Raw genomic sequence first — 26,547 nt, forward strand, 5'->3', positions numbered from 1 at the left:
AAGTTGTGTTCCCGTTTACCTCATGTTTACCCAGCCTTCTTATACTGAACGTAACGATGTATAAGGAGGCGTGATCTATGAATCCCGCAAATGAAAAGAATGTATCCTCAGCCTTGCCGGATCAATCGGAAACTCCAACGCTGCATTGGTGGAAGCGTTGGCCGGAGTGGGTCCCTTACGCGACGTTTATTTGGACGATCACTTACGGCGCGCTTGGACTATATTGGTGGGCAGGGGGCCCGGGCTTCCCGCTAGGCTCGGTTAATGATCCAGGTGCGGCTCACTCCCTGTTCCGGCAGGCAGCAGCCGCAAACGGCGGGCTGTTCATCGCTTGCCTGTGTTTACTGGGAGCAGGGACTATACTCTTATTAAATCGGAAACCCCGCGGGATCACCCGAGCAATCATGCTGCTATACGCTTGGAGCGCAGCCATCGTCCTTTGCTTTGCGATCCCGGATCCCCGCGCACTGATGGGGATGGCATATGCCCCAGTATCCTTGATCGGAGCCTTATTCGGACAGTCATTAAACTATCTCGATTTCTTCACATGGCCGGTCGTGAACCAATATATCTGTCTCATCGGTGGTTTGTTATGGGCCGCAACGGCTTTGACCTACCAGCGCCACACCCGCGATGCTTGCAGGTATTGCGGACGAATCAAGGGTCATACGTTACGGCGGATGAACGCAGTGGCTCGTTTGGGAAGATGGGCAACCTATGCAGCGATTCTAGCCCCACTTTATTATGATATCACTCGTATAGCTTGGCTGTTCGGAATTCCTTTTGGAATCACCAATGAAATGCTATACAGCCTGCAGGCTTCTGGGGCGGATTGGGCCGGAGCTGGACTTGCCTTGGTCTCGGTCGGAGGTGCCTTTCTCACACATGGACTTATCAAGCCTTGGGGGGAAAGCTTCCCCCGTTGGTTTCCGATTTTGGGTGGTCAACGTGTCCCTCCTGCTTTAGCCGTCCTACCTGCCGGATTCGTTGCGATCCTGTTAACGGTTACCGGCATCCAAGTCACTCTTGAGTTTACGATGAGCGGTGATTTTCAGAATTGGGGAGGCACAACGCCGCTTCTACTTATGCCAATCTGGGGGATTGCTCTGGGGGTAGCAACCATTTGCTACTATTACCGGAGACAAGGGAAATGCCGTCAATGCACATGATACGGGGTATCCCGTGATTCGGGTTGCTCGGTCCGCACCTATCTAGAGCTTGCCGGAGATTTATGCCCTTTGTAAGCAAACGGCTGATACGGATGTAAGTAACACGGCTATAATGAAACTGGCGACATATAGAAAGAGTTTTAGACACTTTGTTTTTTGTTTCACTCACCTGCCCGATAGCTCAATAAAAAACAGCCGAGCATTCTCGCCGGCTGCCTTATTGAGTTGTTGTTTCCCGTTGAAAATGTAGATTATTGTGTCGATTCCTACAACATGGTAATTTCATGTCATTTGACAGTCGTCATCCAAATTTATTTTCATTATGCTCTATCATATAACGAAAATCTTCCTCAGTATCGGTCGAAAAAATAACCGGTACTTGTTTTTTGCAATTGTCGAAATGTTCATTGCGGTGACACCCTCCGTTACGACCGATATAGTCCCCCTTCTTCTCCATAACCCGTTTGTCCATGCAACATTTTCTCCGTCAGAATATTCATCGGTAAAATTATGCGTCCTTAGCAGCAAGCACTTAAAGATAGAAGCAAGCATCCGATCAAATAAAGTCCTGCGCATCCACTTCATTTAACCGTTTGAGAAGGAGCCCATAATGATTCTGATGCACGGCATTTTCAAACATCGCTTCAAACTGCTTATCTCCCGGGGTACTACATTGTTGTAACCGCAAAAGAAAATCGAACATGGTTTGATTAAGGACTCGCAACTTCTCCGCATTGTATCTTGTTTCATTCACAGCAGATAGTGACAAGACCTATCCCAGCAATTCTTTGGCTCCGTTCATCACTAAGGGCATAGTCTGTTTAACGAATGATTCCGCACTTATGAGTCGCCCCTCATTGTTCCAAACGTAAGCAGCCCCATACATCCCCCAACTTAGCATGATAGAAGCTGTATTTATTAAGAATTGCGCGTTTGGAGTCGATAGCATCTTTTCTTTGTCTATAAAGGAAAGCAGTATCGTTTGAATTTTTTCCTTTATTTGAAGTTCGAATACAGCTCCAAGTGAGGTATACCTTCTTTTGCACATAGTGCTTAGACCCTTGTGAAAATCGCATATACCTAGAAAAATACTCTGAATGGTTTCTTCATTTAATACTTCGTGACCGCTTATTCTACGATTTATGATTGTCATAAAGGATTCCATTAGTCTGGCCTCAAGAATTTCGAATTTATCTACAAAGTGCGCATAAAAAGTCGCTCTGTTAACAGTAGCCCTCTCTGCAATATCCCTAACGGTTATCGATTCAAAGTCTTTTTCTTGAATTAATGAAGCAAAAGCGTCTTGAAGGAGTCGCCGTGTACGTATCACACGAGGATCAGCTTCATTCTTTTTGATTGTCATGGTTAAAATCTCCCCTATAAAACGACATTATAGAAATCGTGTTGTCTATACAACGGTTTATGGTTATTGATGATTGCACACCATTCGGTTGGTATTATAGCATATTAATACAACAAGTGTTGTTCAAACAACTAACGTTGTATTGCAAAATGCAGAACGCCACATTTCTAGAAGGAGGAGAGAACCCATGACGATTTTACACCATCACTAATGATGGAGCACCAATTTTTTTTGATGTATTCGAGAGCTCCGGTCGGCGGATCCCGAGCTCAAGATTTCGCTGAAGGAATTGACCGAAACATTACGGCAAATCACGCTGGCTCCTTCAGCCGCTACTAACTTCCGATTATGCTGATGGCCATTAGCAAGGCGGCAAAGTCGGTGCATTCCACGGGTGAGGCTGGCAGTCGATGATGTAACTTTCATTAATGAAATGCCTAAGGATAACAAAATGTAAAAGATTGTGGGACCCGAATAAACAGCGGCGAGCTAAGATCTTTTCAGGTTATAAACATCAGATTCTATCAAGGCGTCGTACAGCTATATTAGAGTCAGTCAACAAGCTGGGGGGTTCTTTGATTGATGAATACAAATAATTAATATATGAGTGATTGATCATATATGCACGAATTTCGGAGTTTTACATATGTATCCAAACTGACCGATCATAGTACTTTGTTTTATTGATTTATATTTATAACATCAGGAGAGTGAATTATGAAGAGCACATGGAAAGTTTACGTTCTAGCCTTGGTCAGCTTTTTAGTTGGAACATCCAATTACATCATTTCCGGGATATTGGACCGGATCGCAGAGACGTTGGGAACAAGCGTTGCGGCAGCAGGCCAGCTCATTACGGTTTATTCTCTGGCCTATGCGGTCGGCACGCCTATTTTTATGGCGCTGACGGCCAAAATGGACCGGCGTAAGCTCCTCCTTTATTCACTGGGTCTCTTTATTGCCGCAAATCTACTGACATTTATATTGTCCGGCTTCGGTCTCTTCATTGCCGCGAGAATCATTACGGCGTTAGGCGCGGGGGTGGTCACCGTTAACGCACTCAGCATCGCCTCCAAAATCGCTTCGCCAGGCAAGCAGGCTAGCGCCATCGCCAACGTTACCATGGGCATTACCGCATCGCTCATCATCGGCGTCCCCCTCGGCAGAATGGTAGCCTCGACTTTTGGCTGGAAAGCGGTATTTCTGGCCATCGCCATTGTCGGTGTCATCGCCATGCTTGTCATTGCTGCGGTTTTTCCACGTATACAGGGCGACAAGCCTGTCCCTTTGATCAAACAATTTGCTTTGTTAAAAAAACCTCAGGTTTTAGTTGCTTTAGCGATTACTTTTTTCTGGTTGGGAGGATATTCCCTCGCCTATACCTACATCTCTCCTTTTCTGCTAGAGGTGACTCATTTAAATGATTCATTGATTAGCGCAGCACTGTTCGTGTTCGGCATTGCCAGTTTGATTGGCTCGAAAGTCGGGGGCTACAGCGCTGATAAACGGGGCATTAAATACACGCTCGTTTCAGGGATGGTGCTTCACGTCATTTCGTTGATTTTACTATCCTTAGTCGGACAGTCGGTCATTGCCGTATTCGCATTTTTGATCCTCTGGTCTTTTGCCGCCTGGTCATCCGCTCCGGCGCAGCAATTTAACTTGGTTTCGCTTGTTCCTGAATCTTCGGGCGTCATGCTGAGCTTGAACAGTTCCATGATGCAACTTGCCATGGCTGTCGGCGCAGGAAGCGGCGGGCTGATCGTTAACCGTGTTTCTTTGGCATCCATTACCTGGTTCGGGGTACTCGGCGTACTCATTGCCATCATTGCCGTGTTTGTATTGTCCAGCATGGCATCACGGCATTCGGCGGTGAAGGCCTCCACTGACCAATCATGCTAATAACCTGTCCATAACATTAGACACTCATCTAATCGGCAAGCGGTACAAGTTCTTGTCCTCGACTCGGGATAAGAACTTGTACCGCTAATACAAAAAAAGCCGCTAAATTAGCGACTTTCAATGGGACCATGATCTTGTCCCCCGACACTTCCTACTACTGTTATTATAGCTCCTAATGGAGTCGGAAAAGATCTTTGATAATTTCCATATAAATAAATATACCTACCAAAGCAATAAGTACTGCTATTCCGATTATTCTACTTCTCATGATCTCTTCCTCAGTTAAATAGGATTTGCAAAAATTTAGTATAACGTCTTTTCTACCAACTTCGTAAATAATTCCATATGTAGAGTATTCGTAAATTATAGAACTCCCCTGCCCTTAGTTTAACACTGGGCATACTTTATTGTTATTTTCCTCCAACATGAAACACACCAATTACGGTTGTACCTTCAACATCATAAAGAGGGATATCACGACCATCTGATGATCTATTGTTCTGTATCGCGATGGCATCCTGGGGTGACTTTGGTTGTTCACCGTCTAAATCTTTTTTCAGCACATATCCTGTAGTGCCATCTATGCCTATTGCGCTAATTAATTCGGGTTCTGTTTCTGGAGAAGCAGCATCTGAGGATGAACCGTATGTCTGCCCGTTTTCATTTTCAGGATAGTTAGGAGAATGTTCGGAGCTTTGATTGTTCGTGCTTTTAGCAAATGAGCTTTGGTACCCCAGTACACCTCCTACTACACAAACAATAATAACCAGACCAATCAATTTTCTGATGCCTTTAGAATACACCCTCACATTTTTCACTCCTTTCTCACACTTACTCTGTAATCGTTCCGTCCCTTTCTTTCCACTTTCTTGTTTCCTTCAACTTAGTAAACACTAATAAAGGAAACAAAGTTACATAAAAAAAATTGAATCAGATAACATGCCCATGGCCACTATTATCTCCAATTGTTGTGGAGTCATAGATAACTATCTAATCGGTAATCGGATCATCTTCTTGTCCTTTACGGCAATCGGTATAATTTCCTGTCTTCGGCTCGGGATACAAAAATGTACCGATAAAATAAAAAAAAGCCGCTATAACAGCGACTGGACTGACCTAATGGTTACATTTTGTAAATCGTTATCCTTTTGTTATCGCAGCAAGATCATTCTCTATCCTTTAAACAGCCGATCCATATGGATCGGCTGCCTACTACTATTGAAACATAATCTTTTCATATTTCTCCAAATAATCGATTGGAATAGCAAGACCTATGGGGATAGAGAGGCCTCCCTGTGATGTAGTTGTTGTGGCATACACAACTGCAATCACATTTCCCTTATTGTTAATAACAGGGCTGCCGCTGTTTCCGTTATGAATTGGAGCCTGTATCATGAGCATGGGGAGCTGTGGACTCTCTAATGGGGTAAATCCTAGCACTGTGCCTTCAGTGGCGATTCGAGAGAATGCTAGCGGATTTCCGATGACATGAATAGGTTCGCCTTCTTGATAGGCTATCTCTGTTTCCAATTGGAGTGTAGGTAGGTTGTTCGCATTGTCTCTAATTTTTAGTATGGAGATATCGATCTCGCTGTCACTTACGATAACATCTGCCAAATATGTTTTTCCATTAAAGAATTGGATGATGCAAGCCTTGTCATTATCCATAACATGTTGATTCGTTATAATGAGTCCGTTTGGAGCGATATTAAACCCTGTACCTTTCCGACCATCAATACTAACGTTGACAACGGCTTGCTTATATTGCTGGATCTGTTCATCTTGTGATAACTGTGAATCCTTTTTCAAAAACCGTAGTGTCGGTAGATTATAAATCTGTGGTATAAAAGCAATTAGATTACCGAGTAGAAGAATGGCCAACATAATAATAATTGTTTTTTTGATCCATGTTCTTTTGGGTGGTGGATTCAACTCATCTTCTTCATTGTCATCTTCCAGGTTCCAAAATTCTTCTTCCCATTCAAGTGGGATATCAGTATCATTTACCGGATCGGCGGATGTTTTGGTATCATTCGGCTCATCGTTACGGATGGAAAATACCTCCCTGCTCAAGAGAAATAGAATAAAAACACGGATTTAAGATAATTATACCAAACCTTGGCAGACCGCGATCGGAAACGATTGGATAAAACGTATAATACAAGTAAAACAAGCTACAATCTCATTGAAATGCAGCTTTGTTTTTTTAATTATTATCGTTTTGGACATAGTGTTCACTTCCTGTCTCTTTGAAACGATGAGAAAAACAGGTTGCCAAACCTCGTCAATCATGAGATAATTTTAGTTTTCCTAATAAGAATATGATCATGTCGGAGGCGTAAGCGTGCAGCGATATCCTTTCTCCTATGATCCGTCAGAACCGTTCGTCAAGCAGGTCGGCGATTGGGTTGCGGATGTTTTTTATGATGTGTTGCCTGAACATGGATTTGATGTCCGGGATGAACAAATATTTATGGCTTACCAATTGGAAAGAGCCTATGCCAGTAAGAAAACAATTTTCGCTGAAGCTGGGGTAGGTACGGGAAAAACACTCGTGTATCTGCTTTATGCAGTTAACTATGCAAGATATACACGCAAGCCTGCAGTGATTGCCTGTGCAGATGAGTCGCTCATTGAGCAACTTGTAAAACAGGAAGGAGACATAGCTAAGCTTGCCCGTTATTTGGACTTACAAATTGATGCGAGGCTCGGTAAATCCCCTGATCAATATTTATGTCTTAAAAAAATAGACGGCGTTCGTCTTCAAGATGAAGATGCAGCGGTTATTGAAGACGTGTATGAAAATCTTCCTGATTTTGTTCATTCCCCAGGAACGATGCAATCTTTTTACCCTTACGGGGATCGTAAGGAATACCCTCATCTGAATGATGAACAGTGGAATAAGATCAACTGGGATTCATTTCAGGATTGTTTTGTATGTGATCAAAGACATCGCTGCGGCATGACCTTATCTCGGGACCATTATCGAAAATCTACAGATCTTATTATCTGTTCCCATGATTACTACATGGAACATGTGTGGACCTATGAGGGAAGAAAAAGAGAAGGTCAGCTTCCACTGCTCCCGGAACATAGTTCAGTCGTCTTTGACGAAGGACATTTACTCGAATCGGCAGCACAACATGCCCTCAGTTATAAGCTGAAGCATAGTGCATATGAAGAGATTATTACTCGTCTTCTAGATGGAGAGATCAGGGAAACGCTAGCCGAACGAATTGAAGATTCCATTGATCAGAGTCAGCTTGTGTTTTCTCTGGTAGCGGAGCAAAGTACTGCGATACCCGGTTCTGATCGAAAACAAATCCGAATGGATGAGAAGCTTCTTCAAGAACTGAATCGCTGGAAAGGTACGATCGAAGCTATTGATGAAGAGCTGGTCTTTGAGAGTGGCTTGCATACGCTTGATGAATATAAGCTGCGTATCGTTGAGGAGAATCTGGAGATGATCCAAACGGCTCTTCATCTGTTCCGTGATCCAGATACTTTCATTTGCTGGGCGGAAGAAAATGAGGATGGGGCTGCAACACTTGCCATTATGCCGCAAACGGTCAAGGAAGTGCTGAAGGAACGGGTATTCGGGCTTCAGATGCCGATTGTATTCTCATCAGCAACCTTGTCGGTAGATGGATCTTTTGATTATGTAGCAGGAAGTCTCGGAATTAGCGAATTTTTATCTTTTTCCGTGAACTCTCCGTACGATTACGAGAAGCAGATGAAGCTTTTAGCACCGCGTGAACTTTTGCAAGATGGAGAGATTCGGAGTGAGGTTGCTGCTGCGAAGAAGCTGGCCCTGGCGGCCAAGCTGATCAAACGTACCGAAGGACGAGCTTTATTGTTATTTAGAACTATGAATGAGCTTCGCGAGTTTAAGCAAGCCGCTTCGCACCATCCAGATTTCGCATCCTATACCATGCTGTATGAAGGTGACCGTGAGATTAGCAGCCTCATAGCTGAGTTCCAAAATACAGAGGAAAGCGTGCTCTGTGCGGCAAGCCTATGGGAGGGGTTGGATGTTCCGGGACCTTCATTATCCAATGTTATGATTTGGTCACTGCCTTATCCCCCGGAAGATCCTGTATTTATGGCTAAACGGGAAGCCGCTGATTCAGCATTTGAAGAAGTAGACCTGCCATATATGCTGCTTCGCTTACGGCAAGGATTAGGTAGACTCATTCGCTCATCGACGGATCAAGGGATTGCAGCCATCTTGGATGCGGAAATTTTGCTCAATCAGCATGTCAGAGATAGAGTTGAAGCCGTATTGCCGCCTGGAGCTATACTTCAAGTAGAATCGTTGTAGTTAATCCTTCGAAATCGTATTTTAAGTAAGCTCGGAAAAAACCTGTTCTGTAACGCAATTCAAGTCATAAAGCAGACCTGAAGCGTATCAGAACAGGTGTTTTTATACTGTATTATGTGTGGGAATGTTACTCATAGACACTATTTTGAGATGTAATCAATATAATTGGAACGTAAAAATTCAAGCAATTTTCTGGATTGTCCGGTGTTCTCGAACAACCACTCCAATAATTATAAGATCGGACTCTCTTCTCTCCAATCATGGCATCTCTGTTTTTCCCCTGCAATAACAATACATGTATTTTTTCTTCTGCGTTTACCTCGATTACATTTACTTAGAAGCTCCGAGCTTGGCTCCATGAATCCCTACAATAATCAGCCACGTAATCTCCGCCAAGATTAAGAACCGTCCGAACATACCGGCCAAAACCTCCGGTCCGAATTGCCCGTCTCGCGGAATTTGAAACACAAATACCAGCATCGCGACGATTGCAATACTCGCACTTGTGAGCAGCACTCTCTTCACAGGACGCCAAACATCAAGTCGACATAATGAAAGACTAATCAGTAATGCGGCTACCGGCGTGTAGTCCAGCATCGCTCCAAATGAGTGCATGCTGCCGCTAAACGTTGCATCATCCGGACTAACGGAGATGGGATCGGTCACGAAAATGCCTGCGATTATTACGCCTATTGCACTGATTCCAAGAATTACAAGTCCGATGTAACCCGTAACCGTACGTGTATGCGGGAATATCGTAATTGCTACGCTGATTTGAGCAAATGCCAGCAATCCAAAAGCCAGGTGCATCATCCAACCAAAGTCGCCAAGTGCATATTCGCTGATAAAACGCCATGTCGGATCAAATTCGGGCTGCAGCAGATGCAGGCTGCATAGGAGAAGCACGAACAATGCACCTGAGAAAATTGACGCTAGCGCGAATCTGGAAGCCGTCACCGTTAAAGGTTTTGCTATAACCAACTGCTTAACCAATACCCATCCCTCCTGCTGGCGAGACTCTCGTCATCATCGTTTCATAACCTCCCCCGCCGGGGTAATGCCATGCCCCCGAATGGGTATCTCCGTCAGAGCGGAATGCCCCTTTATAATAGGAAGGCGATCCTTTGTCTCCAGCCCAAATGACGAGAGAGTCCCCTTCCAATTCATACACATAATCGAAGGTATTGCCTAACGTATCATAATAACGGGACCGAATATCCGGACTCTTGCTTTCGCCGAAGGGTTTTAAATGCCCAATCATCTCGATCCCTTTCACTTCTTGTCCGTTCTGGGAAAGATGGACGTGCTGTATCAAAAAGTGCCCGCCTTCCATCCACTCGTAGGTTACCGTTCCTTCTGCTCCGCCGCTGATTTGCCAAGTACCAACTAGTCGGTCCAACGTTTGAATATTCGTCATGCTCCCACTCTCCTAACTTGTTCGGAATCCGCTATGGCTTTTGCTACAACATCAGGAGCCATGATAACAGCGGAATGATCTTGACCGGCAAGCGAATGTGCAGCAGCCTTTGGAAGAAGTTCGACAAGTGCGCGTGCCGCGTCATGGAAAAGCGGTTCGCTGTTTTCCCCTGTCATAACCAAAGTAGGAATCGTAACGTTCCATCTGCCGGTTGGCAGCGGGTTCCCGGATTGCGTCGTTCCCATAATGATGCCATCATAAGCAAGAGTATGCGCCAGGGACTCCATCTTGTTCCAAGAAGGATCGGCTTTCATATAGTCGATATATTCCCCGGGAATGCCTAGAGCCTCGGATGCGAAATATTCGACTGCTTCAGACCTTTTCTCGGCTTTGATTAGTCCATTCAAATGTTCGACGTAATCACTAGGTACCGGCTTACGGCTGTCGTTAATTATGAATGGCGGTTCATACAAGAAGAGCTTTGCGACTGAATCTCCTAACAAGTTTGCGGCCTCAAGCGCCAACACGGCCCCGGATGAGCTTCCGAACAAGTAAGCTTGCCCTCCGGCGACTGTAATTAAAGCCTCAATGTCTTCCACTTCACGTGCGATCTCGTAAGGTGAGGTATCCGTACTGCGGCCTCGACCGCGACGATCGTAATTGTATACGGTGAAGTTGACCGACAAGTGCTCGGCTAACGGAGAAGCATCCTGATAATCAGCCGCTGCCGATGATATGAGGATGATTGCAGGGCCAGTCCCTTGTTTGGTATAAGCGATTTGTGTCCCATCTTTTGAAATAACGGTTTCCATTGTGTTTTTGCCTCACATTAACGTTTCTAAGTATTCTTCCAGTCGATCATAAGCATCGGTGAATCCTTCAATCATGCCTATCGCTTCAGCGCGGTCCAATTGTTCGTTGGTAGCGAATCGCGTCACGATGCTAATCCGCGTCCCCCCGCTTTTCTCCTCGAACAACACGGTTGTGTACATTTCGCTATCCGAAACGATATTCCAATCGCTGTCGGAAAAAGTGTCTAAGTACACTAGTTTGCCCGATGCCTCTACTACGTCATATGTGGCTCTGCCTCTAGATAAAACTGTTGATACCTGCCATAAGTCCTCCTTCTTATTCTTGTAGTCCAGCATTTACTCCTCGAGTTTGTCGAGACGCTCTTCCAATAGAATTCTGAAAGAATCAAACCATTCATCCGGCTCCTGGAACGGTCCGGCATCGAGGCTTTAACTGAATTGTTGCTGATCTCATGAACTCAATATACACAATGACGTATATACATGTCAACATATATAAAAAAATAACTCAAATCAAAACCCGTAAACACGAAGAGACAGCCCCGCATAAATTTAAAGCTTTACGAGGCTGCCTCTTTTGTATTGGCATCAATGGATGAGTACTTTCCTATGCCCTTATATTTTGCGAGTACCTTCTTTTATTCGCCAGCGAGCGCTTCCCCGGTTTCAAGCAACGTCTTCATACCTGAAAGAACAATCGGCAACCCATTTTCAAGAATCTTTGCAGTGCTCATTGCTTTTTCGAATTCATCATGTACCACCGTTACAAGAGTCACACCATGGAGCTCGGTATGCGAACCGATCTCCCACGTAATGCGCGACGGGGTGTCCATCTCCGTGCCCGGAAACGAAACAAACCGCCAGCTCATCATAAGTTTTTTTGGAGGATCCATCTCAAGAATGATCCCTTCTGCTTTCTTCTCTTCCCCGTTCCATAGTTCGAATGGAGATTCGATTTCCCAGGTGGTGCGGATGGCGCAGTTGAACCAAAACTTCGACGTTTTGGCCGGGTCCGTGAGAGCTTGCCACACTTGTTCTGGCTTTGCTTTAATCGCTATCTGGTTTATATTCCGGGGTTTCATATCCATATTTGTATCACGCTCCAATTCGTTTTGAAGAGATGTTAATCCGATCACCCATGGTTCGGCGTATTTACTCACCCATCGCTCATAAATATGACGAATGGGCACCGCATTCAAGTAATGAAGCTTTTCACGACCTACTTTTCTCGTTGTAATGAGTCCGGCTTCCTCCAATATATTCAGATGCTTCATGACGCCGAACCGGGACATGTCGAGGGGCTCGCAGAGATCACTCAGAGTCCGCCCGTTAGAAGCGTGAAGCAAATCTAAAAGCTTACGGCGGCTGGGATCCGCAAGCGCTTTGAATATGTCAATCTCCATCAAAACACCGCCTTCCTGTCGATTTGAAAAAAATTTCATTTGTACCGCTTGACACGTTACCTTATGGTAACGTATTATAAAAACATAACATGTGACTTAATGGTCACATGATATCACAAACGGATCTGTTTGTCAGCCGGTGACTTGCATATCCATTCTGACAACCATTTGAAAATGAAAGGTGATGTTGAAGATGAAAGTAACCTTGATTGCAGGCAGTAACCGCACAAACGCAAGCAGTACGAACCTACTTCGGTATATTGACAGCCTTTTAGAAGCCCAGAACATATCAGTCCAATTCGTTGATTTATCGGAGCTGCAGCTGCCACTTTTTTCACCCGACAACTGGGAATTCCATCCTAACGTTAAGCATGTATTGGAAGCAATCGCAGAGGCAGACGGTTTGATCCTTGCAACGCCGGAATACCATGGCTCCGTATCAGGAGCGCTTAAAAACGCCCTAGACTATATAACCGGAAACCAGGTTGCGGGCAAGGCAGTGCTTTCCGTAAGTTCCGCAGGCGGTCCGCTCGGAGTTAGCTCGCTGTCGCATTTGCAGACTATTGTACGCAATTTGCACGGAATTAACTGTTCGCAGTGGATTTCGATCGGATATGGATCGAACACGTTTGGTCCCGACGGCGCTCCGATAGATGAGGGTATGAAAGACCGGGTACGAGATGCGGTGAGCAGTTTCGTGGATCTGACCCGTAAGCTAACACCGATAGCAGCGGCAGCAAACTAACAGCACAATCCCTTTTTTAAGAGATCAGAAAGTATAAACTTCCGTAGTTTAACACCCACCCTTATCTCGCAAGAAAAGCTACAGCTTAACGCGGTGTGTCTTCTTTGAAGTATGTCGATAGACGTTTTTCTTATCATCATTAGGTTACCAAATGGTAACATGATACCAAAGGAGATGTTTCTTCTTGATAATGAATGAACATAAGTATTCTGACGGCCATTGGATGGGATCTTGGTTTGCAAGTCAAACGTACTTTGATGGGAACTTTGCCGAAGAGCGATTCGAGGATCAGACCATCCGAATGATTATACATCCGCATGCCTTCGGTTCAAAGATCCGCCTGAAGTTTTCAAATCTTTACGGTTCCGAACCTGCGGTATTCGGCACAGTAACAGCAGCATTAGCCGCAAAAGATGGGGAAACCGTTCCCGGTACTAGTCGGCAAGTTGCCTTGAATGGTCAATTCTCCATCGTCATTCCTGCAGGGGAAGAAGTTTATTCGGACCCTGTCGATCTCCAAGTAAATGAACATGTTGACGTAGCTGTCAGCGTTTATGTTCCTGAGTCACGAACCTCGACATGGCATTTTTCGCCTCCTAGGTCGACTTATGTCGCCGAGGGGAATCATGCCGACGATAGTAGCGCGGATTTTTTTCGAAAGAAAATTCATTCTTATTACTGGTTATCCGGTATGGAGGTTTTAACACAAGGTGAGCCTTTACGTGTCATTGTCGCACTTGGTGATTCCATTACAGAGGGGAGTACATCTACTCCAGATGCTAACCATCGTTGGCCGGATATTTTCTTTGAACGACTCCGCCTGGAACATCCCTCCTATCCGATCTCCGTTCTCAATGCGGGAATCGTTGGCAATCAAATATTGAAAAAGGGGCCAGCGGTTGGTCTGCCAATAGGTGGAGAAAGCGTGCTTTCTCGCCTGGATCGTGACCTGTTTTCACATTCAGGAGTTACCGATGTGATCTTTCTCGAAGGAATCAATGATATTGGACTCGGAAATGCGACCGCAAATCAGATTATTGACGGAATGAGGGAATTGGCAGCCCAAGTACATGAGAACGGACTGCGCATTTTTGCTGCTACCCTCCCACCGTTTGGCGGCGCTCCGTACTACTCCAATGAGAAGGAGCTCATCCGGCAAGAAGTGAACCGCTGGATCCTGACCAACGAAGTATTTGACGGTATTATCGACTTTAACACTGCGCTGGCTGATCCGGAGCATCCCGAACAGCTGCTTCCCGTCTATGATTTCGGCGATCATCTTCATCCTAGCGATGCCGGATTCAAAGCATTAGCCGAGTGTATTCCATTGTCCCTGTTTATAAAATCTGATTTGGTTTGACCCAGTACAACTGGTTTCAATAAACATTAAAAAAGGAGATGTTTTATATGAAAACGATGGAACAAAAAAATGCAGAAGTGGTAACCGCGTTTATCGAGGACATTGCAAATCAGGGCATGTTGGAAAAGACCGATCAATTCTTTGCCCCGCAAATCGTGGAGGCTTTTACGGATCGGCGGTTTACCGTGGAAGAAATCCTGGCCCAAGGCGAGAAGGTCATCGCTAGAATTTTCATGACGGCTGTGCATGCTGGCCATTTTGCCGGAAATGCACCTACGGGAAAAAACGTGAAGGTAACACAGTTCCGCGAATTCCGGGTCATCGACGGAGACATCGCAGATCACCGCGGCTGGTTCGATACGGCTACGCTTTTGCCTCAAATCCAGACTCAATAACCGCTGTTAAAGCACGACATTTCGCCGTTAACTAATTCCTAATAACCCATTCATAAGGAGATGTTTGAGAATGAAAACGATGGAACAAAAAAATGTGGAAACAGTAAACCAATTTATCGAGGCATTTTGGAATCAGAGTGAATTGGACTCCGTAGATCGATTTCTGTCCAACGATTATCAAGAGTTTTCTTACCAATCCAAGGAAGGTCTGAAAAAATTCGCAGCAACGATCTTGGAGGCATTTCCCGATAAACAATATACGGTGGAAGAGATCATCGGTCAAGGGGATAAGGTGCTCGTGAGAATGACTGTGAAAGGCACACATGAAGGCATGTTCTTTGGAACCGCGCCCACGGGCAATACGATTGATGTCACGCTGTACCGTCAATATCGTGTGGAGGACGGCAAGATCGCCGAGCATCGAGGCTGGATCGACATGGTGACCATGTGGAGCCAAATTCGAGGTAGCTAACTTCCCATAAATACATCACGTACTACCGATCCAACACTTGGGTCGGTAGTATGTTTGTAAGAAACTTATCGAATCGGCAATAGGTACATGTTGCAAAAGCAGATTTCTTCGGCCGGGCGGTGTCTTTCACTACAGCCAGAAACCTTCTGACGGCGACATCATCTGGGTTAAATTTGTATACAGTGAAATTGTTGCGTCGGAGAAAATCGTTTACGCCAGTTTCAATTTTATATAGCCGACACTAAAAAACACCAACCACAGGTGATTTTTTGTTTATAACTATCCTGCCCGTTAGAATTCCTGTAATACGAATATTTTGGAGATTGAACAAAAACGAGCGCCTCGGTACGATGGGGTTACACACGAGGTCATTGCCTCAAAAAGCCCATCCAGGAGGTCGCTCTACTATGAAGTTTAAAGCACAAGATAAGCAAAATCAACTCATTGAAAACATTACCGCTCATCATCTGGTCGTCGGAGTAGACATTGCTCAAGATACTCATGTTGCCCGGGCCGTCAGCTTTCGCGGGATTGCTTTAGGTGCACCGCTGGAATTCGGTAACCATCTTGAGGGTTTCAAGCTATTTGGACGCTGGATCCAGGATCTACTCCAAACCTACAAGCTTAACAAAGTCATTATAGGCATGGAACCTACAGGTCATTACTGGCTGAATCTTGCGCGCTGGCTCTCTTCTCAGCGCATTGAAGCCGTTCTCGTTAATCCCCATCTCGTTAAAAAGAATAAGGAGAACCGTGACAACTCGCCATCTAAAAGTGACCGCAAAGATGCTCTTGTCATTGCAGACATGGTCAAAAACGGGTACTACTCCCCTGTTCGTTTTCATCCAGAAGCCTACGAAGAACTGCGAATTCTCATGGCTAACCGAGACACGGTTACAAAACGGCTCAACAGTGCTGTTAACCAAATTCATCGATGGGTTGATATCGTGTTCCCTGAGCTGCGCCAGGTCTTTAAAACCCTTACCTGTACCAGCTCTATTGCTACGCTCAGACTCTTTCCCTTACCGGAGGAAATTAGTAGATTAACCACAGAAGAGGTTCTTACCGGTTGGAAACAATATGTAAAGCGTCATGCTGGAGTTAAACGAGCGGAACAGCTCATTGAACTAGCAAAATGCAGCATTGGCGCCACGCAGGCACTCCAAGCCTACAAGCTTCATCTGAGTCAACTACTAGAGGAATATGACTTGGCTCAGCGCCAACTTGAACAAATTGAGCATGAACTTCATCTCATCTTGAGGCGTATCCCCTATGCACAGAAACTGCTCGATATTCAGGGTTTGAATGCAACGAGCTTGGCTGGCATTCTAGGAGAAGCTGGAGATCTGAGCGGCTATGTACATGGAAATGCTTTATTACGACATGCCGGCCTCAATTTAACTGAAGCCAGTTCCGGAAAGTGGCGTGGTAAAATGGCGCTTAGCAAACGCGGCCGCCCTCGTCTCCGACGTTTTCTCTATCTCATGACGATGTGCATGGTCATGACCAATCCGGATATTAGAGCCCTGCACCACCATAATGTCGATGTGAAAAAACTCAAGAAAATGAAATCTATAATGAAATTGTGCGGTAAAGTCGCCCGTATGCTTGTTGGTCTGGCCAAAAGCAGTGAAGCTTACGACTCGACTAAAGTGTTTCCGCAAGCAGCTTAAGCAGTTTTTCTCACCAGCTCATGCATTCGCAGGATGACAAGAAGCACGAGGTATCGGGAGATATTAAACAAAAGGGCTCGGACCCGTTCCGTTAGAAAGACCGACCTCCACCCCTTAGTTAGATGTGACGAAGGAATGAAAGGGCTAAGACCCGTTGAGACATGGGAGTGAGAATCACTAGGGCAAAGTGGAGACGTGCATGATATGGAACAAAGTGGGTATTGGACACAACACCCTTGTTCCCGCATGCCCTTTCTACTGTCCCCAGCCACCGACTCCCCTGGATTCTCTTCTTTCATGTTTAGCTCAGGGTGAAATCCTGCGAATTCATGAGTTTGAGTGAGGAAATTGAATCACTTCGAGGGAGTTTAATGATAGGACGTCTACCGCCGGCGAAGAAATCATATCGAGAATGTTACAATGTTTTTGTCACCCGACAAAAATTAAAGTAGTAGAAATCATACCGGATTCGGTATGTAATCTCCACCTCGACATCGCTTCAAATAATGAAGCGCATGAACCTGTCCCGTCATCTCAAGCTCCCCGTTATATACGGGATCATGCCAGCCTTCAATATCGATCGTTCCCTCATAGTTGCCCTGCCGCAAAATCGTGATGATGTCGGTCCAGTCGATGTCGCCGAATCCGGGCGTACGGTGCCATACATAAGGCTTCGGCCCGTGAATACCATATTCCCTCACGATGTCCCAAGCAATCGTCGCATCCTTGCCATGGACGTGGAATACTTTATCCACCCATTTTCGCAGCTGCGGAATCGGATCGATCAAAGAGACCATCTGGTGGCAAGGCTCCCACTGCAGACCGATATGGTCCGACGGGATGGCGTTGAACATCATCTCCCATGCCGTCGGATTATGGGCAATGTTCCAATCCCCCGTCTCCCATGTCCCGCCCATATCGCAGTTCTCGAACGCAATGCGGACGCCTTGATCTGCCGCTCTTTTGGACAGCTCGCCGAACACCTTCGCATATTGCGGAATCGAGGCGTCGATGGATTCGCCCGTCAATCGTCCGGTAAAACCGGAAATGATATCGGTGCCGAACAGATGGGCATGATCGATCAGACGCTCCCAGCTCGCCAAAGTATCAGCATTACCGCCTTCTCCGGTCAGCGGATTGCCGAAGATCCCAAGCGTTGACACGATAAAACCGTGTTCAGCTTGCAGCTCACGAACTCGCTTGGCCGTCTCCACAAGATCGGTAGCACCGGTCGTCTGCCAGAAGGTAAGGCTGAACGATTCAAAGCCGTGAGGCGCAATCTGAGGAATTACGCGTGCAGCATCCCCGCCGCCAACCAGCGTTCCGATGCGCAATAAATTCGCCATGTAATTTACCACTCCCAATTTAATGTTAGTATGCGTATGCAAGTTCAGTATAACTAGATTTCCCTCCTTTTTCTCGTCCTATCTTGTGCTTCACTAGTTCAATATTGCGGGAGTTTCTAGACTTGACTCCTCCAGCACCACCAAAGCCTTGATCTTCTTCGATTCCGGCAGGAGCCAGCTGTGTTCACTCCGCTTCCTGCGCGCTGGACCCCTGCCCCCAAGAATCCGAGCTTACCGCGCCGCAGCCTACTTCGATATCGTCGATGAATCGTAGGCAGCCTGCATGATTTCTAGATAACGCTGTATGTTCAAACCCTCCAGTCCTTTCACGTAATCCTCCCAATCTTTATCCAGACTCTTGGCGCCGGTAATGAACAGCAGAGCGTTCTGGTCGACATAGTCTTTGATGTTGGTCTGCATCATGCTGGCTTCATCGGCGACCAACGGGTCGACCCATAGCGCCCAGTGAGGGAATATTTCTTTCGGCTCATTGCCTTCCATCAGTAACGTTGCCTCGTACAGGCGGCGTTCGTAACCATCGTTCGCGTAAATATCCGTGCCCTGAACCTCGGCATCGCGGTATGCCCGGTGATGGTTATATTGGGTGAGTGCTCCCCAGCTGTCATTGCGGGGCTGCTCCCCGGATTCGAGCGGGATCGATTTATAGAGAGGCTCTACTTTATCGTTGAGTGCAATTTCCCCATCCTGCGGCTTGCGCCAGCTCTTGCCCTCTTCACCGAGATAAGAGAGCATTGCCCCTTCTTGCGTATAGAAATAATCCAGCATTTTAATGGCGGCGATCTGCGTCTCTTTGCTCGCTTTATTCGTCAGAACGAAGGATGCGCCCGGATCGATCGGATAGTTGAACGTTGCATAATTGGCGTGCGATCCTTGCAGAGGCGCAAGCGGGTTGTAGTCCTTGCTGTAGGGTGCATCTTCTCCTGTGGTTAAGAATAGCGCGGGATGCATGCCTGCTCCGGCACCCAAAAGCTGAGCGTCGGCGTTATCCCCGATTTTTTTGTACGCACCCGCATTTTGCGTAAACGCCCCCGGGTCAATGAGTCCGCCGTCATACAGCGATTTGATGTAGGCCAGCGCTTCCCGCCATTCCGGTTTGTTCGCCGCGGTGTCGATCTTGCTCTCCTTCATGATGAGATACGTTCTGTCGTCGTTGTAAATAAAGCCGTTCATGAGATACGGAATCACGTGAACGCCGAAATTTTCGACGGATCCGCTGAGCGGCACTTCGTCCGCCTTGCCGTTTCCGTTCGGATCCTGCGTCTTGAAGGCTTCAAGGACCGCTTTGAATTCTTCCGGCGTCGTCGGTTTGGCAAGTCCGAGCTGATCAAGCCACTTTGTATTGATCCACATTTTATTCGGGTATGAGCAGTGGAAGCATTCGTTTAAGCCGGTCAATCCGTAAATCTTGCCGTCAGGAGCCGTGTTCATGGCTTTATAATATTCGTTGTTCTCCAGTACTTCCTTAATGTGGGGAGCATGCTCTTCGATCAGGTCGTTAAGCGGAACGATCACCCCCTGCTGCCCGAACTTCAGCAAGTCCGTCTGCGAGAAACGGTCCACCCAAGGAATAAGCATATACAAATCCGGATAGTCGCCGGACGCAAGCGAAATTTGACGTTTTTCGGCCGCACCATCGAACGGAACGGTTGTCCAGTTGAACTTGATGCCGAATTGCTCTTCCATTTTTTTCGTAAACTTATTGGTTTTCAAATCCACATCCGAGCTTTGATGGGCAAATACGTTGATCGTAACCTTCTCACCGGAATCCTGTAAGCCGCCTTCTGTCCCTTCGCTTCCTTCGTTGTCGTTTCCGCCGGAGCATCCGGCAAGCACCAAACCAAGCATCAGTATGAGTACAAGCAGACGGGTTCCTGTTTTTCTCAAATCAATCTCCTCCTCACGAATTGGTCAAGCAACACAATGAGAACAGCCCGGGATCAGCCCTTCACGGAGCCAATCAGCATGCCCTGCACAAAATAACGCTGTACGAACGGATAGATCACCAGCACCGGGAGGCTTGCCACCACAATGAGCGAGTATTTCATCAGCTCGGCCATTTGCTGCTGCTTCACCATCTCCCCGGCGTCCATGTTGCCCGTTCCGCTGCCCAAGATGAGAATGCTGCGGAGAATGAGCTGAAGCGGATAGAGCGATTGCGATTTCAAGTAAATCAGGGCATCGAAATAAGCGTTCCACTGCCCCACCGCGTACATAAGCGAGAGCACGGCGATGATCGGTTTGGCAAGCGGAAGAACGACGCTGAAAATGTATCGGATGTCGCTGCACCCGTCGATATCCGCCGCTTCGGAGAGCTCATCCGGGATCGAGGTCTGAAAGAAGGTTCTGGCGATAATGACCTGCCACACCCACACGGCATTCGGAATGAGCAGCGCCCAGCGCGTATCGATCATGCCCATCGATTTGACGACCAGATAGGTCGGGATCAATCCACCGGAGAACAGCATGGTGAAAGTAATGAATACCATAAGCGGCGTGCGGCCGAAAAACGACTTCTTCGACAGCGGGTATGCAACCATGATCGTCAGGGATACGCTGATGAACGTGCCTGCAACGGTATAAAACAGCGAATTGGCATAACCCGTCAGCACCTGGCCGTTTCGGAACACCGCCTCGTACCCTGCAAAGGATACGTCGACCGGCCACAGCCATACCTTGCCTGCAGAGACGGCGCTCGGACTGCTCAGTGATGAGCTTACGATGTAAATAAGCGGATACAGGACGGCAATTAGAACCAAGGTCAGCAAGATATAGGTCACGGTCAGAAAGATGCGGTCTCCCAGCGACTCCTTGATCCTCACGCTCCGGCGGCTTCCGGAACTGGACCGCAATGCGTTCATGTCACTCACTCCCTTTTTTCATATCTACCAAAGGCTGGTATTGGAAGCCCGCTTGGCAATGGCGTTGACGACAAGGAGCAGCACCAGATTGATCAAAGAATTGAACAATCCGACCGCCGTGGCGAAGCTGTAGTTCGCGTTCAGCAATCCGATTTTGTACACATACGTGGAAATGATCTCGGACGTGGACAGGTTCAGCGGATTCTGCAGCAAGTACATTTTTTCGAAGCCGAGCGCCATGATGTTGCCTACGCTGAGAATCAGAATGATGACCGCTGCCGGCAAGATCCCAGGAAGATCGACATTCAGGATCTTCTGGAACCGATTGGCGCCGTCCACCTTAGCCGCTTCATATAAGGACGGGTCCACGCCCGCCAGGGCAGCAAGATAAATGACGGCGGAGTAGCCCATGGTTTGCCATACGTCGGACAGCACGTAGATCGTGCGGAACATGCCAGGCTCTCCAAGATAATTGACCGCTTCAAAACCAAGCGCGCCAGTAATCGTATTCACGATCCCAAGACGCGGGGACAAGAACAGCATGATGATGGACACCATGACCACCGTGGAGATGAAATATGGCGCATAGGTGACCATCTGCACGGTTTTTTTGAACCTTGCACTCTTCACCTCGTTCAAGGCCAGCGCTAGCAGAATCGGGATCGGAAACCCGACGATCAATTGATAGAACGAAATGTACAGCGTATTTTTGATCAGCGTCGCGAACGCCGGGTTGCGAAAAAACATCTCGAAGTACTGCGTGCCGACCCATGGGCTGCCCCATATCCCTTTCACCACGTTATAATTTTTGAAGGCAAGCACGGCGTTTGCCATAGGCAAGTACTTGAAGATGATGAAATATAAGACCGGCGGAATGACCAGCAGATACAGCTGCCAATGTCTTCTGAAGCTTCGGGAGGCAAATCTCCCGATTTCCGAGCGTGTATTGCTCGGGGCTCTGACCGTTTTGGACTTGGAAAATAGCGTACTCAGTTCCATCCCTCCTTCAATGGGCAGCTGCCAATGAAGCCAGAACTTATTTGGCAGCGCTTTCTTGTGCGTAATCATAAAATTGCAAGCTCGGCTTCGTAAAGGCACACTTTCTCCCTTACCGTACAATTTCGGAAACAGATGCTCTCCAGGCCTGGATTTCGCTCGGTTTTTCATTAGGCGGGTTCGATTAAAAAACATCCGCCAAGACGTTCGATCCATTCGTTTAAGCAGGCGGCTGACCATCCTCTTTTCCACAAAAAGATTGGCGAACCCGCTGTCTCCTTAATCGGCCATTTGCCGAAATGTGCTCGGCGACACGCCGCGAACCCGCTTGAAGGCCCTCCGGAACGAATGCGCGCTGTTATACCCCACCTGCGCGGCGATCTCGTCAATCGTCAATAGCTTCTCCTGCAGCAGCTCGGCCGCCTTGCCGATCCTCACCAGTTCAACGTAGTCCGAAGGATTCGTTCCCGTGTGCTCCTTGAACATTTGGGAGATATATTTCTCGGGCTTCCCAATATGCTCCGCGATACGATAAAGCGTCAGCTCCGCGTCGGAATAACGCTCGTGGATGTAGCGGATAATCTCGCCCACCGTTTCGGCGTGCATGTCGCATTTTTTCTTCCGGACATCCATGCAGATCTCATGAATGAGCTGCCCGAATCGCTCCCTGAGCTGATCGACCCCGTCCGTCGTCGAAACGGCAGCGATCTGCTCTTTGATATGGTCGGTAAGCGGCTCGTCGTGGAATATTCTTTGTTCGGCCAGCTTCAGAAAGGTTCCCTTGAGCTCCATTACGAACTGCTGCGTCATATCGTACGACAGCTCCCTCTCTTCAAAGTTCCGGCTGAACAGCTGGTCAAGAAGGCGGCTTGTTTCCTCAAGTTCACCCGCCTTAAGCGTATTGAGCAAGCGTTGTTCGGATTCAATCGGATAATAGTACAGCTCCGTAGCCTTCATCGCGTCCTCAAACCGGGTGATGCCGACTGCCCCGGTGTGAACGGCATATTCCAGCGCTTGCTGCGCTTCGTTGAAAGAGTCGGCCACGCCGTTCCACGCTTCGAACGCCGAACCCAGCCCGATCGTGATCGACAATCGATGATGCCGATATACGGTATCGATCAGTTCAAGCAAACCGGCATCCAGGCGACGAGTAAAGACGTCCAGCGCCTCTTCTGCAATCGGATGCACGAAAGCGATCTGGTCCGAACCCCAGTCCGTAACCAGCACATCGGGTTCCAGCCGGCTCAAAGCCTGCCGGACGATCAACCGGGCAACGCTGAGTTCCTGGATGATTTCTTCGCTGTCGGCACTGCCATATCCGGCGACTTTCAGAATGCCTGCGCGTCCTTGCTCGCCGCGGAGCGGGACTCCCGTCTGACTGGAGACCGCTTCGAGTTCGCGCAGCGTATAGAAGTCGCCAGTCAGCAACCGTTTGATAAACGCATCCCTAAGCAGCGGGAGCTGATCGTTCAGTGAGGACTCCAGCAATTTGTTGTTAGCGATCAAAGCCGCGATATTGCCAGCCAGGAAATCGTACTCGTTGCCGATCTTCTCCCGGGAAATGTGGTTTTGTTCGCGAAACACGGACAGGAGCGACTGGACCTTTGCACTGTGCCGGTAAGCGAGGACAAGTCCAATCAACAAGCCAATGAACAGCGCAGTCAGCGTAAACGTCGTCGTGACCTGCTGAATTATATCGGCCTTCGTCATCAGCGCCTGCTCCGGTATTCCGGCCATATAAGTCCAGCCGTTCAGATCGGACCGGATGGAGATCAACAGCCGTCCGTCTCCCGTGGGGATGACCTCGCCGTTCTCATCGGAAGAAGCTTCGGTGAAGCGCTTGGCCTCCTCTTCTCCGATGCCCTTGGACAAGATCAAGCTGCCTTCCCGGTCAGCAACCAACGCCCAGCCCCCGTATTGGTCCACGATATTTTGCAGCAGGCTGCCCATATGATCTTCATCGATCAGCACGCCGATCATCGCCTGCGGGTTGTTAAAGCTGTTAAGCGGGATCGATTGCAGAAACGTGACGGCCGGCGTCTCGACAAACACCGTGTCGCGGATTTCCCGCCTATATTTCTTAAGCGGCATCATCTCGTTTAGATGCGGTTTCTTCAATACGGCCTCCTCCCACTCCTCGAACGTCAACCCTTCAAGCCGATTCGCCTCGTAATAATGCTCGGGCCGGTAATAGACGGTATTCGGCGTAATAATGGCGTTGTAATTACGTATGTAGATGAAGAAATCGGAGAGGTAATCATTCGTGCTGCTGTACATGGACAGGCTGCGCTGCATGCGTCCCAAGCCGTAAACGTTGTTGCTGTCGAGCGGCTTGGGATCAGCGATCAGACGATATAGATCCTGATTGATCGCAAGCTGCTTCGTGAAGGTTTCCACCTCCACCAGATGACGCTCGATGATCTCTTTTCCCAGATTCAAGGAACTCAGACTGTTTTCAATTGAGCTTGCTTTCGCCACTTCAATCGAAGTCCTGTACGATGCATAGCCCGCAATTTGGGGGATCAAGAGAACAATCAAGTAGGAAATCAGAAATCTGCGGAACACCGGGGAGAACTTGGACCATAAACGCTGCATACGTACCCTCCTCAATAGAAAGCGTTCTCAAAGTAAGGCAATACGATGATACACTTGACTGTTCGCAAGAAAAAGGTACAATTCCTTCCTCGGGGTACAATTTGCTTACGATATGGCTAACGGCTAGGAGAAGAATGGCCGCAAAACTCCTTTACAAGGCAATAATAGGATAAACCGGAGTAATCGCCTAGGGCATAGGGGGAACCCAGGACTGCGCTTTGCTCCCTTTCATCCATCCAACTATAATCAGCTGAAATTTCGGATCAATTCCAGCCCAAAACAAAGAGCTGCCCTTCCAAGTCGCCTGTATGACCTGGAGACAGCTCTTTGTTAAAATGATTTACCTTTGTGATAACTACCAGTACCGTTGACGGTGAGTTACCGCCCGAGTTCGCCTACAAAGGTCGTAACGCTCTGCGCGGGAAGATGGGCCCAGTAGTTGCTCCCCGTTACATTGAGTGTCGTTCCGGGTTGAAGATTGCTGCTGCTGCTCGTGATCCACCTTGATACCTGCGAAACCGATCCGTTTTGCAGCACAAAGTTCTGATTGACCCCGGCGCTGCTCCGGTTAATCGCAACGATAACGATTTTGTAATCACCTTTATAGGCTGATACGTAAACGTTGGATTCAGGATTTTTCGTGGCATCCACCCTGACATAGCCGGGGCGGACAAATTTGGAGAATTGAGCCATATTGTAGCCGCGTTTGCTGATCGTGCCGTCCTCCTTCATCGGACCGTAAGATCTGCGGATATACCACCATACGTAAGCTTGAAAATCTCCCTCTACCATCGCGTTGTGGATATGGTAAGACACATCCAGAGCTTCGGGCCAGCGATCCGCCGAGTTGTTGTCGCTGTTCGGATAGTATACTTCCGTCATCCAGAGATCCTTTCCCGCTCCTTTTTGTTTGAATAGCGGATAAGCGAAATTGCTAATCTGCGTGCCATACAGATGGGCTCCGAGAATATCCATATTTACAAGCGCCTGAGGATCATTCAAAATCGGATCCGACATATTTTTCAGATACTGGAACGACTCCGGCGCGATGACTCTCGTGTTGATCGATCCGGCATTTTCTTTCATAAACCGAAGCATTTCCTGCGGTGTCCACCACGTCCAGTCATGTGCATAATCGGGCTCGTTTTGGACGGATATCGCATACAGATCGACGCCATTGTTTCTCATGTACGTCACGAAATCGTTAAGATGCTGGGCATACGCGGCATATTTGTCGTAACGAAGCCGCTTTGCCGACGTATCGCCGTTATGGTTGAAGGTCTCGACCATATCGGCCGGCGGATTCCATGGGGAAGCAAATACGATGGCTCCAAGGGCAATGGCCCGTTTGGCCGTCTCCACCTCACGATGCCACTGATTTCGGTCTTCATGCACGTAGATTCTTAATATTGAGAAACCTAACTGATTCGCCCCGTTTCCGAATGCGGTATCTCTCTGTGCTGCCGTCAAATCGCCGATCCATGCCGGGTGGTTGATGCCTCCGAAGCCGCGAATCACTTGCTTCTCCGAGGAAACATTGATGACGGCATCGCTGGCTGCTGCAATATTGCCAGGTGCAACCAGAATGGACAAAGCGATGGCAAGAGACAAACATACGCATAAGAATTTCTTAAATCGTAAATTCATGAGACTGCTCCTCTCGAATTTTTTGGCTCCTCAAACCAAGGTCACGCGTTGA

The 26,547-nt window shown here is 47.6% G+C and carries 24 protein-coding genes; 8 read left to right on the top strand and 16 right to left on the bottom strand.

All coding sequences use genetic code 11. From position 1 onward, the window contains the following. Positions 1–77: 77 nt before the first annotated feature. Positions 78–1,169, top strand: a complete 1,092-nt coding sequence (locus MKX98_RS16910) for a hypothetical protein (RefSeq protein ID WP_339217256.1) — start codon at positions 78–80, stop codon at positions 1,167–1,169. 301 nt (positions 1,170–1,470) lie between these two features. Here the strand turns inward: MKX98_RS16910 and MKX98_RS16915 are convergent, their stop codons facing one another. The 3 genes from MKX98_RS16915 to MKX98_RS16925 all read right to left on the bottom strand — a co-directional run bounded on the left by MKX98_RS16915 (position 1,471) and on the right by MKX98_RS16925 (position 2,532). Then, positions 1,471–1,641 (bottom strand): hypothetical protein, encoded by a 171-nt coding sequence (locus MKX98_RS16915; RefSeq protein ID WP_194542817.1) that lies wholly within the window; start codon positions 1,639–1,641, stop codon positions 1,471–1,473. 84 nt (positions 1,642–1,725) lie between these two features. Continuing rightward, a complete protein-coding gene (locus MKX98_RS16920) occupies positions 1,726–1,923 on the bottom strand; it encodes a hypothetical protein (RefSeq protein ID WP_339217258.1) in 198 nt (65 codons plus the stop codon). Between the two features lie 18 nt (positions 1,924–1,941). Next, positions 1,942–2,532, bottom strand: a complete 591-nt coding sequence (locus MKX98_RS16925; RefSeq protein ID WP_194542818.1) for a TetR/AcrR family transcriptional regulator — start codon at positions 2,530–2,532, stop codon at positions 1,942–1,944. A 717-nt stretch (positions 2,533–3,249) separates the two neighbouring features. Between MKX98_RS16925 and MKX98_RS16930 the strand changes: the two genes are divergently transcribed. Beyond that, positions 3,250–4,434, top strand: coding sequence for an MFS transporter (locus MKX98_RS16930; protein ID WP_339217260.1), 1,185 nt, complete (start codon positions 3,250–3,252; stop codon positions 4,432–4,434). 410 nt (positions 4,435–4,844) lie between these two features. Here MKX98_RS16930 and MKX98_RS16935 read toward each other — a convergent pair whose 3' ends face one another. After that, positions 4,845–5,252: a peptidase M56 BlaR1 gene (locus MKX98_RS16935; RefSeq protein WP_339217262.1), complete on the bottom strand. Its 408-nt coding sequence runs from the start codon at positions 5,250–5,252 to the stop codon at positions 4,845–4,847. A gap of 397 nt (positions 5,253–5,649) precedes the next feature. Then, a complete protein-coding gene (locus MKX98_RS16940; RefSeq protein WP_339217264.1) occupies positions 5,650–6,507 on the bottom strand; it encodes a serine protease in 858 nt (285 codons plus the stop codon). 271 nt (positions 6,508–6,778) lie between these two features. Between MKX98_RS16940 and MKX98_RS16945 the strand changes: the two genes are divergently transcribed. After that, entirely contained in the window at positions 6,779–8,755 is a 1,977-nt protein-coding gene (locus tag MKX98_RS16945; protein ID WP_339217266.1) for an ATP-dependent DNA helicase, read from the top strand. 330 nt (positions 8,756–9,085) lie between these two features. Here MKX98_RS16945 and MKX98_RS16950 read toward each other — a convergent pair whose 3' ends face one another. The 5 genes from MKX98_RS16950 to MKX98_RS16970 all read right to left on the bottom strand — a co-directional run bounded on the left by MKX98_RS16950 (position 9,086) and on the right by MKX98_RS16970 (position 12,387). Then, a complete protein-coding gene (locus MKX98_RS16950) occupies positions 9,086–9,748 on the bottom strand; it encodes a DUF998 domain-containing protein (protein WP_220685180.1) in 663 nt (220 codons plus the stop codon). Continuing rightward, positions 9,741–10,172, bottom strand: a complete 432-nt coding sequence (locus tag MKX98_RS16955; RefSeq protein ID WP_194542822.1) for a hypothetical protein — start codon at positions 10,170–10,172, stop codon at positions 9,741–9,743. Before MKX98_RS16955 ends, MKX98_RS16950 begins: the two co-directional genes overlap by 8 nt. After that, complete coding sequence (locus MKX98_RS16960) at positions 10,169–10,984, bottom strand: alpha/beta hydrolase (protein ID WP_339217270.1); 816 nt, start codon at positions 10,982–10,984, stop codon at positions 10,169–10,171. The genes MKX98_RS16955 and MKX98_RS16960 overlap by 4 nt, the downstream gene beginning before the upstream one ends. 12 nt (positions 10,985–10,996) lie before the next feature. Next, a complete protein-coding gene (locus tag MKX98_RS16965; RefSeq protein WP_339217272.1) occupies positions 10,997–11,320 on the bottom strand; it encodes an SRPBCC domain-containing protein in 324 nt (107 codons plus the stop codon). Positions 11,321–11,622: 302 nt separating this feature from the next. Then, positions 11,623–12,387 carry a metalloregulator ArsR/SmtB family transcription factor gene (locus MKX98_RS16970; RefSeq protein WP_194542824.1) on the bottom strand — a complete coding sequence of 255 codons (765 nt, stop codon included), beginning with the start codon at positions 12,385–12,387 and terminating at the stop codon, positions 11,623–11,625. Positions 12,388–12,571: 184 nt separating this feature from the next. On the opposite strand from MKX98_RS16970, the gene MKX98_RS16975 reads away from it, so the two are divergent. The 5 genes from MKX98_RS16975 to MKX98_RS16995 all read left to right on the top strand — a co-directional run bounded on the left by MKX98_RS16975 (position 12,572) and on the right by MKX98_RS16995 (position 17,032). After that, positions 12,572–13,132: an NADPH-dependent FMN reductase gene (locus MKX98_RS16975; protein ID WP_339217274.1), complete on the top strand. Its 561-nt coding sequence runs from the start codon at positions 12,572–12,574 to the stop codon at positions 13,130–13,132. Positions 13,133–13,322: 190 nt separating this feature from the next. Further along, positions 13,323–14,492 carry an SGNH/GDSL hydrolase family protein gene (locus MKX98_RS16980; protein ID WP_339224476.1) on the top strand — a complete coding sequence of 390 codons (1,170 nt, stop codon included), beginning with the start codon at positions 13,323–13,325 and terminating at the stop codon, positions 14,490–14,492. A gap of 47 nt (positions 14,493–14,539) precedes the next feature. Further along, entirely contained in the window at positions 14,540–14,887 is a 348-nt protein-coding gene (locus MKX98_RS16985) for an ester cyclase (protein ID WP_113059839.1), read from the top strand. Between the two features lie 70 nt (positions 14,888–14,957). Then, positions 14,958–15,359: an ester cyclase gene (locus tag MKX98_RS16990; RefSeq protein WP_194542827.1), complete on the top strand. Its 402-nt coding sequence runs from the start codon at positions 14,958–14,960 to the stop codon at positions 15,357–15,359. 407 nt (positions 15,360–15,766) lie between these two features. After that, entirely contained in the window at positions 15,767–17,032 is a 1,266-nt protein-coding gene (locus tag MKX98_RS16995) for an IS110 family transposase (protein WP_063477462.1), read from the top strand. Between the two features lie 458 nt (positions 17,033–17,490). On the opposite strand, the gene MKX98_RS17000 is transcribed toward MKX98_RS16995, so the two are convergent. The 6 genes from MKX98_RS17000 to MKX98_RS17025 all read right to left on the bottom strand — a co-directional run bounded on the left by MKX98_RS17000 (position 17,491) and on the right by MKX98_RS17025 (position 26,495). Next, positions 17,491–18,378, bottom strand: coding sequence for a sugar phosphate isomerase/epimerase (locus tag MKX98_RS17000; RefSeq protein ID WP_194542828.1), 888 nt, complete (start codon positions 18,376–18,378; stop codon positions 17,491–17,493). Between the two features lie 246 nt (positions 18,379–18,624). Next, positions 18,625–20,283, bottom strand: coding sequence for an ABC transporter substrate-binding protein (locus tag MKX98_RS17005; protein ID WP_339217280.1), 1,659 nt, complete (start codon positions 20,281–20,283; stop codon positions 18,625–18,627). A gap of 53 nt (positions 20,284–20,336) precedes the next feature. Then, positions 20,337–21,257 carry a carbohydrate ABC transporter permease gene (locus MKX98_RS17010; RefSeq protein ID WP_077566713.1) on the bottom strand — a complete coding sequence of 307 codons (921 nt, stop codon included), beginning with the start codon at positions 21,255–21,257 and terminating at the stop codon, positions 20,337–20,339. A gap of 24 nt (positions 21,258–21,281) precedes the next feature. Then, on the bottom strand, positions 21,282–22,256 hold the full coding sequence (locus tag MKX98_RS17015; RefSeq protein ID WP_339224478.1) for an ABC transporter permease subunit: 975 nt from the start codon (positions 22,254–22,256) through the stop codon (positions 21,282–21,284). A gap of 276 nt (positions 22,257–22,532) precedes the next feature. Beyond that, positions 22,533–24,848, bottom strand: coding sequence for a helix-turn-helix domain-containing protein (locus MKX98_RS17020; protein WP_339217286.1), 2,316 nt, complete (start codon positions 24,846–24,848; stop codon positions 22,533–22,535). Between the two features lie 378 nt (positions 24,849–25,226). Then, positions 25,227–26,495, bottom strand: a complete 1,269-nt coding sequence (locus MKX98_RS17025) for a glucuronoxylanase (protein WP_339217288.1) — start codon at positions 26,493–26,495, stop codon at positions 25,227–25,229. Between the last annotated feature and the right edge of the window lie 52 nt (positions 26,496–26,547).

The organism is Paenibacillus sp. FSL W7-1332, assembly GCF_037969785.1.
Lineage (GTDB): Bacteria > Bacillota > Bacilli > Paenibacillales > Paenibacillaceae > Paenibacillus_AQ.

Bases quoted from the DNA above. Each gene is read 5' to 3' on its own strand.
- MKX98_RS16915 (WP_194542817.1), bottom strand. From the start codon at position 1,641: ATGGACAAACGGGTTATGGAGAAGAAGGGGGACTATATCGGTCGTAAC.
- MKX98_RS17000 (WP_194542828.1), bottom strand. From the start codon at position 18,378: ATGGCGAATTTATTGCGCATCGGAACGCTGGTTGGCGGCGGGGATGCT.
- MKX98_RS16960 (WP_339217270.1), bottom strand. From the start codon at position 10,984: ATGGAAACCGTTATTTCAAAAGATGGGACACAAATCGCTTATACCAAA.
- MKX98_RS16955 (WP_194542822.1), bottom strand. From the start codon at position 10,172: ATGACGAATATTCAAACGTTGGACCGACTAGTTGGTACTTGGCAAATC.
- MKX98_RS16910 (WP_339217256.1), top strand. From the start codon at position 78: ATGAATCCCGCAAATGAAAAGAATGTATCCTCAGCCTTGCCGGATCAA.
- MKX98_RS16930 (WP_339217260.1), top strand. From the start codon at position 3,250: ATGAAGAGCACATGGAAAGTTTACGTTCTAGCCTTGGTCAGCTTTTTA.
- MKX98_RS17015 (WP_339224478.1), bottom strand. From the start codon at position 22,256: ATGGAACTGAGTACGCTATTTTCCAAGTCCAAAACGGTCAGAGCCCCG.
- MKX98_RS16925 (WP_194542818.1), bottom strand. From the start codon at position 2,532: ATGACAATCAAAAAGAATGAAGCTGATCCTCGTGTGATACGTACACGG.
- MKX98_RS17025 (WP_339217288.1), bottom strand. From the start codon at position 26,495: ATGAATTTACGATTTAAGAAATTCTTATGCGTATGTTTGTCTCTTGCC.
- MKX98_RS16990 (WP_194542827.1), top strand. From the start codon at position 14,958: ATGAAAACGATGGAACAAAAAAATGTGGAAACAGTAAACCAATTTATC.
- MKX98_RS16965 (WP_339217272.1), bottom strand. From the start codon at position 11,320: ATGCTGGACTACAAGAATAAGAAGGAGGACTTATGGCAGGTATCAACA.
- MKX98_RS17020 (WP_339217286.1), bottom strand. From the start codon at position 24,848: ATGCAGCGTTTATGGTCCAAGTTCTCCCCGGTGTTCCGCAGATTTCTG.
- MKX98_RS16980 (WP_339224476.1), top strand. From the start codon at position 13,323: ATGAATGAACATAAGTATTCTGACGGCCATTGGATGGGATCTTGGTTT.
- MKX98_RS16970 (WP_194542824.1), bottom strand. From the start codon at position 12,387: ATGGAGATTGACATATTCAAAGCGCTTGCGGATCCCAGCCGCCGTAAG.
- MKX98_RS16985 (WP_113059839.1), top strand. From the start codon at position 14,540: ATGAAAACGATGGAACAAAAAAATGCAGAAGTGGTAACCGCGTTTATC.
- MKX98_RS16975 (WP_339217274.1), top strand. From the start codon at position 12,572: ATGTTGAAGATGAAAGTAACCTTGATTGCAGGCAGTAACCGCACAAAC.
- MKX98_RS17010 (WP_077566713.1), bottom strand. From the start codon at position 21,257: ATGAACGCATTGCGGTCCAGTTCCGGAAGCCGCCGGAGCGTGAGGATC.
- MKX98_RS16995 (WP_063477462.1), top strand. From the start codon at position 15,767: ATGAAGTTTAAAGCACAAGATAAGCAAAATCAACTCATTGAAAACATT.